The organism is Stutzerimonas tianxiuensis, from assembly GCF_053470365.1.
In genome coordinates this window covers 244,067-252,706 of the sequence record NZ_JBPVWS010000005.1, presented here as the reverse complement: position 1 = coordinate 252,706, position 8,640 = coordinate 244,067, and the positions used below count along the sequence as shown (strand labels likewise).

8 protein-coding genes and 1 pseudogene are annotated in these 8,640 nt (G+C 57.0%); 6 read left to right on the top strand and 3 right to left on the bottom strand.

Going from position 1 to position 8,640, the window contains the following annotated elements; genetic code table 11:
* A pseudogene (locus ACSSNI_RS09305) lies at positions 1–77 on the bottom strand (disulfide bond formation protein B); the annotation flags it as partial.
* A 209-nt stretch (positions 78–286) separates the two neighbouring features.
* Here ACSSNI_RS09305 and ACSSNI_RS09300 point away from each other — a divergent pair.
* The gene (locus ACSSNI_RS09300; RefSeq protein ID WP_448259159.1) at positions 287–1,246 is read left to right on the top strand and encodes an arsenic resistance protein; all 960 of its coding nucleotides are present in this window, start codon (positions 287–289) and stop codon (positions 1,244–1,246) included.
* Positions 1,247–1,271: 25 nt separating this feature from the next.
* Here ACSSNI_RS09300 and tnpC read toward each other — a convergent pair whose 3' ends face one another.
* Together tnpC and ACSSNI_RS09290 are read right to left on the bottom strand one after the other, a co-directional pair.
* Complete coding sequence (gene tnpC, locus ACSSNI_RS09295) at positions 1,272–1,634, bottom strand: Tn3 family transposase post-transcriptional regulator TnpC (RefSeq protein ID WP_003292676.1); 363 nt, start codon at positions 1,632–1,634, stop codon at positions 1,272–1,274.
* Positions 1,631–1,807: a hypothetical protein gene (locus ACSSNI_RS09290; protein WP_003292677.1), complete on the bottom strand. Its 177-nt coding sequence runs from the start codon at positions 1,805–1,807 to the stop codon at positions 1,631–1,633. The genes tnpC and ACSSNI_RS09290 overlap by 4 nt, the downstream gene beginning before the upstream one ends.
* A gap of 63 nt (positions 1,808–1,870) precedes the next feature.
* Here ACSSNI_RS09290 and ACSSNI_RS09285 point away from each other — a divergent pair, with 63 nt between their 5' ends.
* From ACSSNI_RS09285 to hrpB, 5 genes are all read left to right on the top strand, one after another.
* Positions 1,871–2,119: a hypothetical protein gene (locus ACSSNI_RS09285; protein ID WP_101153433.1), complete on the top strand. Its 249-nt coding sequence runs from the start codon at positions 1,871–1,873 to the stop codon at positions 2,117–2,119.
* Positions 2,120–2,597: 478 nt separating this feature from the next.
* Positions 2,598–4,256 (top strand): ATP-dependent nuclease, encoded by a 1,659-nt coding sequence (locus ACSSNI_RS09280; protein ID WP_015275579.1) that lies wholly within the window; start codon positions 2,598–2,600, stop codon positions 4,254–4,256.
* Positions 4,249–5,433: a UvrD-helicase domain-containing protein gene (locus ACSSNI_RS09275; RefSeq protein ID WP_003292679.1), complete on the top strand. Its 1,185-nt coding sequence runs from the start codon at positions 4,249–4,251 to the stop codon at positions 5,431–5,433. The genes ACSSNI_RS09280 and ACSSNI_RS09275 overlap by 8 nt, the downstream gene beginning before the upstream one ends.
* A gap of 73 nt (positions 5,434–5,506) precedes the next feature.
* Positions 5,507–5,785: a BPSL0761 family protein gene (locus tag ACSSNI_RS09270; protein WP_015275580.1), complete on the top strand. Its 279-nt coding sequence runs from the start codon at positions 5,507–5,509 to the stop codon at positions 5,783–5,785.
* A gap of 212 nt (positions 5,786–5,997) precedes the next feature.
* The gene (hrpB, locus tag ACSSNI_RS09265) at positions 5,998–8,523 is read left to right on the top strand and encodes an ATP-dependent helicase HrpB (protein WP_003292681.1); all 2,526 of its coding nucleotides are present in this window, start codon (positions 5,998–6,000) and stop codon (positions 8,521–8,523) included.
* The last annotated feature ends 117 nt before the right edge of the window (positions 8,524–8,640 follow it).

The following is an 8,640-nucleotide window of genomic DNA, read 5'->3' as shown; positions in this document are numbered from 1 at the left end:
GACAGGGTCGATACCAGTGCGACCAGCCAGGTTAGCAGCAGCAGGTTCCAGGGCATGCCTGAAGGTTGAGGATTCATTGCGGTTAACTCCTGGCGATGGCGAGCACTTGCCTCAGACCCGCCATCCAGTTATTTCGAAACATCATGCATCCTCTTATCGGCAGGACTTGTTAGGACCGTTGCGGACTTCGCCCAACGGCAAAGCGAAAAGCAACCAGCCTCAACGCTGGGTTAAATCCGATGCCAGTGGGAGAATGTCGCCCTTGCGCAACAAGGGAAGATATCAGATGTCGCGGGACTGGCTGGAAGAACACCAGATAGCATTTTATTTCGCGGCGGTGGTGGCCGCTGCCATTGCAGGCCTGAGCTCTGCGCAATTCACCGGTGTGGCGGCCATGGCCATCACACCGGCGATTGCCGTGCTGATGTATGCCATGTTTCTGCAGATTCCTTTTTTGGAGCTGCGAGAAGCTTTTGCCAACCGCCGCTTCGTCGGTGCCTTGTTGCTGGCCAACTTCCTATTGGTGCCATTGATGGTGTGGCTGGTGACGTGGCCGCTCTCATCGAACAAGGCCTTGTTGGTCGGCGCGCTGCTTGTCCTGCTGACGCCTTGTATCGATTACGTGGTGGTCTTCACCCACCTGGGCAAAGGGGACTCTCGTCTGGTGCTCGCGGCGACGCCATTGCTGCTGTTGCTCCAGCTTCTGCTGCTGCCCCTCTACTTGCGGCTAATCCTTGGCCCCGAAGCCGGCACAGTGATCGAGCTGTGGCCCTTCGCAGAAGCCTTCCTGTTACTGATCGTCCTACCCTTGGTAGCGGCTGTGCTCACCGAATTTGGCGGACGCCGATCTCTGCTGCTTCGCGCATGGAGCGCAGGTTGGGCCTGGCTGCCAGTGCCTGCAATGGCCCTGGTTCTAATCGTGGTGGTGGGTTCGCAGATCGCGGCTGTCGTGTACCAACTCGACATCCTGGCGCCGTTGCTTCCGGTATACGGAGCGTTTCTACTACTCGCTCCGGCCCTCGGCGTACTCAGCTCCCGGCTATTTGGCTTGGAGGCTTCTGCCGCACGGGCAGTGGCCTTTAGCTCAGGCACTCGCAACTCGCTTGTAGTGCTTCCCCTGGCCCTAGCGCTCCCGGAGTCCATTCGCGCGCTGGCCGCGGCGGCTGTGATTACTCAGACACTCGTAGAACTGATTGGTGAATTGATCTACTTACGGGCGATTCCAGCCATGGTCAGAAACAGTTGAGCCTCGTCGAAATCGGCGAGAGCGCTCATGCCTCGTGCTGTGGAGCAAGATTGATCAGCGGCGCAATGATGAGCTGAGCGGAGCGCGCCCAAGAAACCAGTGCCTCAAGATCCATCTGTAGAGATTGGGCTTCTGTCCAGATACAAGCACTCTCGGCAGGCACCGTAAGAGCGATGCCCTCAACTATCGTCAGAGCCATCGCATGCAATCTCAGTAGCTCGTCGCGAATGGAGGTGATTCCACCCAGTTCCACCAAGCAGACGTCCAAGCGATCAACCAGCCGGAGCAGTTGAGAGGTGTCGAAGCTGTCGCGCAGGTTTTCCAACGCCACGGCGTCCACTTCGCCGTACGGTGTAAGGCGGAAGGATGCGGGAGGAATGTTGATCATGGCGTTTTCTCGGTATCTAGCTGGCTAGGTCTGATCACCCGCAGCGAGCCGGCAGCTTGTTGGAACACCGAGTCCTTGATCCAGGGCTCCGGTGGCCGGTTTAGCTTGAGGTTGAATTCGCCGAAGCGCTTGAGGTTGCTGGTCAGGTAGAGTGGTTGGGCCCCCTTCAGCATACATAGCGGAACTGGTGTAGACGACTAGCCCTGAGCTAGGCCTTGGGCTTTCAAGCAGCTCCAATGATCGGCACTGAAGTGCTAGGGAGCGGATTACTTCTAAAATTCTGGCTAACACGCTCACACTTAAAAACGCTTCTGGATATGCTGGAAAAAGGCAAGCCAAGCAGGCGAAAAATTGACACTAACTACTTTCAATACAATGGTTATTTCTTGGGATATAACTCTTCTAAAGATAATGCCGGTAAATACGGATTTGAAGAAAGCCCTGCTGAAATCAAGCAAAAAGTGAAAGAGCTTTTACTAATCTAGCTCGGTCGAACAAACTAGGTCTATTGCTCGTTGAGTGATCGTCTCTGAGCATTTTAACTGCTGCCGTTGCTGGCAGCCATGAGTCAAAAATTGCACTCAACGACAGGCAGCTTTTGGCCGACAGGTGCCTGTCGTCACCGGCTGCAATCGGCCGAGGCTGTGTAAAAACGTTTTCGAGCGCGACAGGTACTCAAAACCGGACTGGAAATCGCGCATCTGGGCGAAATCCACATCTGCTGAGGTGCCGAAAAATTTCAGATTTCACGTAGACGCGCGCACTTCAATTTTGACGAAGCGTTTTTACACACTCTGGGCCAAAAGCAGGCATTAGATGTGACCACGGCACTCGAGGTGATTCAAAACTGCTCTAGACGTTCGTCTTCAGCTGATAGCCATATGGACAGCACACACCACCCAAGGTACGGTTCATTTGCCATGGTAATACGCCATTATCAAGCGATGCCTAGAGGGATTTAGAGTGCACGTTAAAGCCATCAAGCTGATCAACTTCAAAAAATTTCGCGACGAACTTCTAGAATTCAACGACGACGTCAATATTTTCGTCGGCGACAACAATGCTGGTAAAAGCACAATCTTGGAAGCGTTAGAAATTGTGCTCAATTACAATCATCGTGGACGGCCCTTCAACGGCGAGTTCTCCCCTGATCTTTTCAATCAGGATGCCGTCACGCGGTTTCTCGCCTCTGACTTGAGCTCCAAGCACCTGCCCAGCCTTATCATCGAAGCCTACATTGACGGTGTGCCTGAGTACCGAGGCTCGAACAACAGCCTCAAGGCTGACGCCCAGGGCGTCTTGGTACAAGCCTGTTTCGACCCGTCGCTGGAGGCCGTATACGAGAGCCACCTGCTGACCAAGCCGAACATCACCAGCATTCCGATCGAATTCTATAAGGTGGAATGGCTCGATTTCGGTTGGAATCCGATAAAACCGATCGCTAAGAAGTTTAAGGCGCTGTACATCGACCCCACACGTATCCACCCAACCATGGGGAAGAACCAGTACATTTCGAGCATTCTCAACACCGCATTGGCGAAGGAAGAGCTCGTCAAGCTGACCCTCAATTATCGTGAAAACCTGCAGGTGTTTAACAACTCCGGGGAGGTCAGGACGGTCAATGCCAGCCTTGATGCGGGTCACCTTATCACCGATAGCAAGCTCACCATTGCAGCAAGTACGTTACCTGCGGGCTCCATCCAGACCGGCCTACAGCTTGAGGTCGATGATGTGCCTTTTCACCTCATCGGCAAGGGTGAACAGAGCAATGTGCAGATTAAACTGGCCATTCAGAACAAATCCCACGACATCGATCTGGTGATGATGGAAGAGCCCGAAAATCATCTATCTCACACCAATCTGAACAAGCTTGTGCACTACATCGAAACCCAGCGAGGAGACAAGCAGCTGTTCCTGACCACCCACAGCTCGTATGTGTTGAACAAGCTGAGTATCGACAAAATTTGCCTTGTGCAGTCAGGGTACAAAAGGCTGCACACGCTAGACGCTAAAGTGGTGAAGACCCTCAAGCGTCTTCCTGGCTACGACACCTTGCGGGTGGCACTGTCGGGCAAGGTCATCCTGGTCGAGGGGCCGTCGGACGAACTGGTGCTCAAGAAAATCTACCAACGAAAACACAACCGACTGCCTGAGCAGGACGGGATAGATATCATCGTGGTACGCGGTGTAGGTTTCAAGACGTTCATCGAAGTCGGTAAAGAGATCGGCACCAAGATCCATGTGCTCAGGGATAATGACGGCGACTATAACGGTAACGTTGTACAAGGACGTCTGGAATACGCTGCGTTTCCTAACATCAAGCTGTACTCGTCGATGAACGACGCCGAATTTTCGCTTGAGCCAGCGATGATTTATGCCAACGCAGTTGACATTAAAACCCTTGACGCTTTCGCAAAGGAAGTCTTGTCGACGGAAACCTTCAATATCTACAACGCAGAGGTCTCTCTGGAGGATCGAAGGGAAAATTTGATCCGTTGGTTCAAGAGCGTAAAGGGCAACGGTAAAGGCGCTCGCAAGGTCGACTCTGCGGTCAAACTGTTCGATGGCGCACTGGACTTCAAGTACCCAGCCTTTCTAGACGAGGTGCTCGATTTTGCCTAACGAACTCTGGGTCGCAGGCGCCGGATCAGGGAAAACGCACAAGATCATTACTGAAGCCATTGAGACCATCAAGGCTGGTGGACGTGTGCTTGTAGTCACCTATACAACCAATAATCAGGCAGAGTTGCGCTCTCGTTTTGTTGAGTTGTACGGTGCTAGCAGTGAGCACTTCGTCGTCAAGGGGCTGTTCTCTTTTTACCTGGAAGATATGGTGCGTCCCTATCAGAGCGAGGTATTTCCAGATCGGATCACGACTATCTCGTTCACTGAGAACAACCCTCACTTAATATCAGGTACAACCTACTACATTGAAGGCAGAGCTGAAAAATCGGAAGATGGCACGATCAATCCACTGCATTACCTGACGCCCTGCAAAACAAAGGCGTACTCCGGGTTTTTGGCAAAGCTTGCGACCCTCATTGCGAAACTATCCAAAAATGCCCCTGCCAAGCGGTTGAAGGAGATTTATCAAAGGGTCTATTTTGATGAAGTGCAGGATTTGGTCGGTTGGGACTACGACGTGATCAAATCACTCAACAAGGTCATGGTCGACTCGATCTGTTGTGTGGGCGACTTTCGACAGACAATCTACACAACGACGTTCGGCCATAAGGCTCCGCAGACGCCTCAACAGAAGGTCGATTACTTCGTCGGGAAAATGAAGTTCGAAAAGCATTCGATGCCGAAGAATCGCAGGTGCATACAAGAAATCTGCGACCTCTCCGACACGATCCACCTGGGGCTGTATGACAAGACGGTAACAGGTGTCGAGAAAGTGCCAGACGAAATATCGCATCACCATGGCACCTTCATAGTGAAACAATCTCAGGTGAGCGATTACTTGGCAGCGTTTCAGCCTCAAGTACTGCGCTGGTCGTCCACCACCGGCACTGGATACCTACCGGGTAACCTTATCTGTTATACGTTCGGTTCCTGCAAAGGCTTAGGCTTTGATCGAGTGCTTGTGATCCCGTCAGATAAACATCTGAAGTTCATTGGCGGAAATGCCAAAGTGTTCGACAAGGATAAGACGGAGGAGTCGCGAAACAAGCTATACGTCGCGATTACCCGCGCGCGCTATAGCCTGGCCTTCCTCGTCGAGGATAAGAAGGTGAAAGGGCTCCCTTACCCCATATGGGATGGCTCTGGCGCGCTCAATGCAGTGATCGAAAAGTGAGGCGGAGAGGCTGACGACTCATGTTGAGTGACGAGAAGCCGCCTCTCCCCGCGGACATTTCAGGAGCAATACCATGACGATGGCCCATGAGCGCACCCGTAGCGTTGTTCAAACACGGGACTTCCTACAGGAGCTGGCTAGGGACACGAGCCTTCCTGAAAACGTACGGTACCAAGCAAATAATCTACTTCGGCATTACCCGACAGCAGAAGCCGTCTGGTTGGCTGGTCGAGTGGAAGAGCGATCCAAGCAAGAGCTTTCCCTATTGGCCGACAAGCATGGACCTCTACATCCGGTGTTAGTCAGCTGGCTGTTAAATGATCCGATGTTTTCGGATCACGGAGCCAGCTGAGCCGGGGCGCAACACTGGCAAGAGGATCCCCCTCGTCAGGTGTTCAAGGGGCAGATGCTGGCTGTGGCCTTGATGTCCATCATGCCGTTTAAATAGGCCCCGTTTATCTCTGAGCGGCCCGAAGGGAGCCGTGCACTGGGCGTGATTGACATACCGCCGTGCCGTAACAGCTTCCCTCGTATCTATAATTGGTGGCTCAGCTAGGAGCCATCATGAGTTTGTTGCCGATTGAATCTGTTTTGCCCGCTTTAAGAGATGCCTTGTCTGCACGTAATGAAGTTGTACTTGAGGCAGCGCCGGGGGCAGGCAAAACAACGCGAGTACCAATAGCGCTGCTGGAAGAGCCTTGGCTGGCCGACCAGACTATTGTCATGCTCGAACCACGTCGACTAGCTGCCAGAGCCGCAGCTGAGCGACTGGCGAGCGAGCTGGGAGAAAGCGTTGGGCAAACAGTCGGCTATCGAATTCGCTTGGAGAGTAAGGTCGGACCACAGACTCGAATTGAAGTAGTGACTGAAGGCATTCTTACTCGTCGGCTTCAAGACGATCCTGCCCTAGATGGCGTTGGGCTGCTCATATTTGATGAGTATCATCTGCGTAGTCTCGATGCCGATCTGGCGTTGGCCTTGTGTCTCAACGGCCGTGAGTTGTTGCGCGACGAACCGCCGCTGAAGGTGCTGCTGATGTCCGCCACGCTGGAAGGCGAGCGCCTGTCGCGCCTGCTGGACGAGGCGCCTGTGGTACGCAGCGAAGGTCGCATGTATCCGGTGGAGCAGCGTTGGGGGCGGCCGAGTCAGATCGGCGAGGCGCTCGAACCCCGGGTGGTACAGACCATGCTCCAGGCCCTGGCCGATGAACCTGGCAGCCTGCTGGTGTTCCTCCCCGGCCAGGCGGAGATTCGCCGCGTCGCCGAGCAGTTGGCCGAGCGCCTCGCTGGCCGGTCAGAGATCCTGCTCTGCCCGCTCCACGGTGAACTGGACCTCGCTGCCCAGCGCGCGGCCATCGAGCCGGCACCGGCGGGCAAGCGCAAGGTGGTGCTGGCCACCAACATCGCCGAGACCAGCCTGACCATCGATGGCGTGCGCGTGGTGGTGGACGCGGGCCTGGAGCGTGTACCGCGCTTCGACCCGGCCAGTGGCATGACTCGCCTGGACACCCAGCGTATTTCCCGCTCCTCCGCGACCCAGCGTGCCGGCCGTGCCGGCCGTCTGCAGCCGGGTGCCTGCTACCGGCTCTGGTCTGAGGCCCAGCATGAGCAACTGGCCGCCCACGGGAGCGCGGAAATCCTCCAGGCCGACCTTGCCGGACTGGCGTTGCAACTGGCGCGCTGGGGGATTGGTGATCCCAATGAACTGGCCTGGCTCGATCCGCCGCCCACGGCTGCCTACGCCCAGGGCCGTGACCTGCTGCAACGCCTCGGCGCACTGGCCGACGATGGCAACTTGACCCGCCATGGCCAGGCCATGGCCGAACTGCCCGCCCATCCGCGCATTGCCCACCTGCTGTTACGTGGCCACGCCCTGGGACTCGGCGGCCTGGCCTGTGACCTCGCCGCCCTACTGGGCGAGCGCGACATCCTGCGTGGTGGCGGTGCCGACCTGCACAGCCGCCTCGCCTTGCTGGCCGGTAACGACAAGGCAGCGCGTGGCGCTCGTGGCGGCGTGCAGCGTGCTCGCCAGCTGGCGCGGCAGTTCCGTTCCTACCTGCGTGGCCCGGCCAGCGAGCCGGTGGCCGATCCGGATCACCCGCGCTGGCTCGGCTGCCTGCTGGCGTTCGCCTACCCGGACCGCATTGCCCAGCAACGTCGTGCCGGAGGGGCCGATTATCGGCTGGCCAATGGCCGTGCAGCCACCTTTGGCGAGCCGGATGCGCTGATGAAGGAGCCCTGGTTGGTGATCGCCGATCTCGGTAGCCGCCAGGGCCAGCGTGAAGAGCGCATCTATCTCGCGGCCGACCTTGATCCCGCACTGTTCGACGGCCCTCTGGCCGAACAGGTAAGGTGCCAGGACCTGCTCGACTGGGAAGAGCGCGAAGGTGTGCTGCGCGCCGAACGTCAGGTGAAAGTGGGTGAGTTGGTGCTGGCCCGCGAAGCCCTTGCCGAACTGGATGACGAGGCCCGCTCGCGTGCGCTGCTCGGTCTGGTGCGACGCAAGGGGCTGGAGCTGCTGCCGTGGAGTGCGGAGCTGCGCCAGTGGCAGGCGCGGGTGGCGCTGCTGCGCCGACTGGACCTGGCCGACACGGGCAGCAGCGAATGGCCAGACCTCTCCGACGCGGCGCTTCTGGCCAGCCTGGAGGAGTGGCTGCAGCCCTGGCTGGGCAAGGTCAGCCGCCTCAGCCATTTCGCCAACCTCGACCTCGCCGGCATCCTCCATGGCCTGCTGCCCTGGCCGCTGCCGCAACGCCTCGACGAGCTGGCGCCGCGTACGCTGGAAGTGCCCTCCGGCTCGCGCATCCGCCTCGACTACAGCGACGAGATGCCGGTTCTCGCGGTGCGCCTCCAAGAGCTGTTCGGCCTCGCCGACACTCCGCGCATCGCCGGTGGCCGTCAGGGCGTCAAGCTGCACCTGCTGTCCCCGGCCCAGCGCCCGGTGCAGGTCACCCAGGACCTGGCGAGTTTCTGGCGCAATACCTACGCGGAAGTGAAGAAAGATTTACGAGGTAGGTACCCTAAGCATTACTGGCCTGAGGACCCGCTTGTGGCCCAGGCTACAGCTAGAGCTAAGCCGCGAAAATCGTAGGCTGTTGCTCAATGCGGGCGTGTGAACCGGAACCCAGTGTTGCCTCGAGAGCAACGCAGGTTGGCTCTCTGTTGAGTGTGCCAGTCAACCGGCGTACTAGGGCCGTGCGAGTTTTAC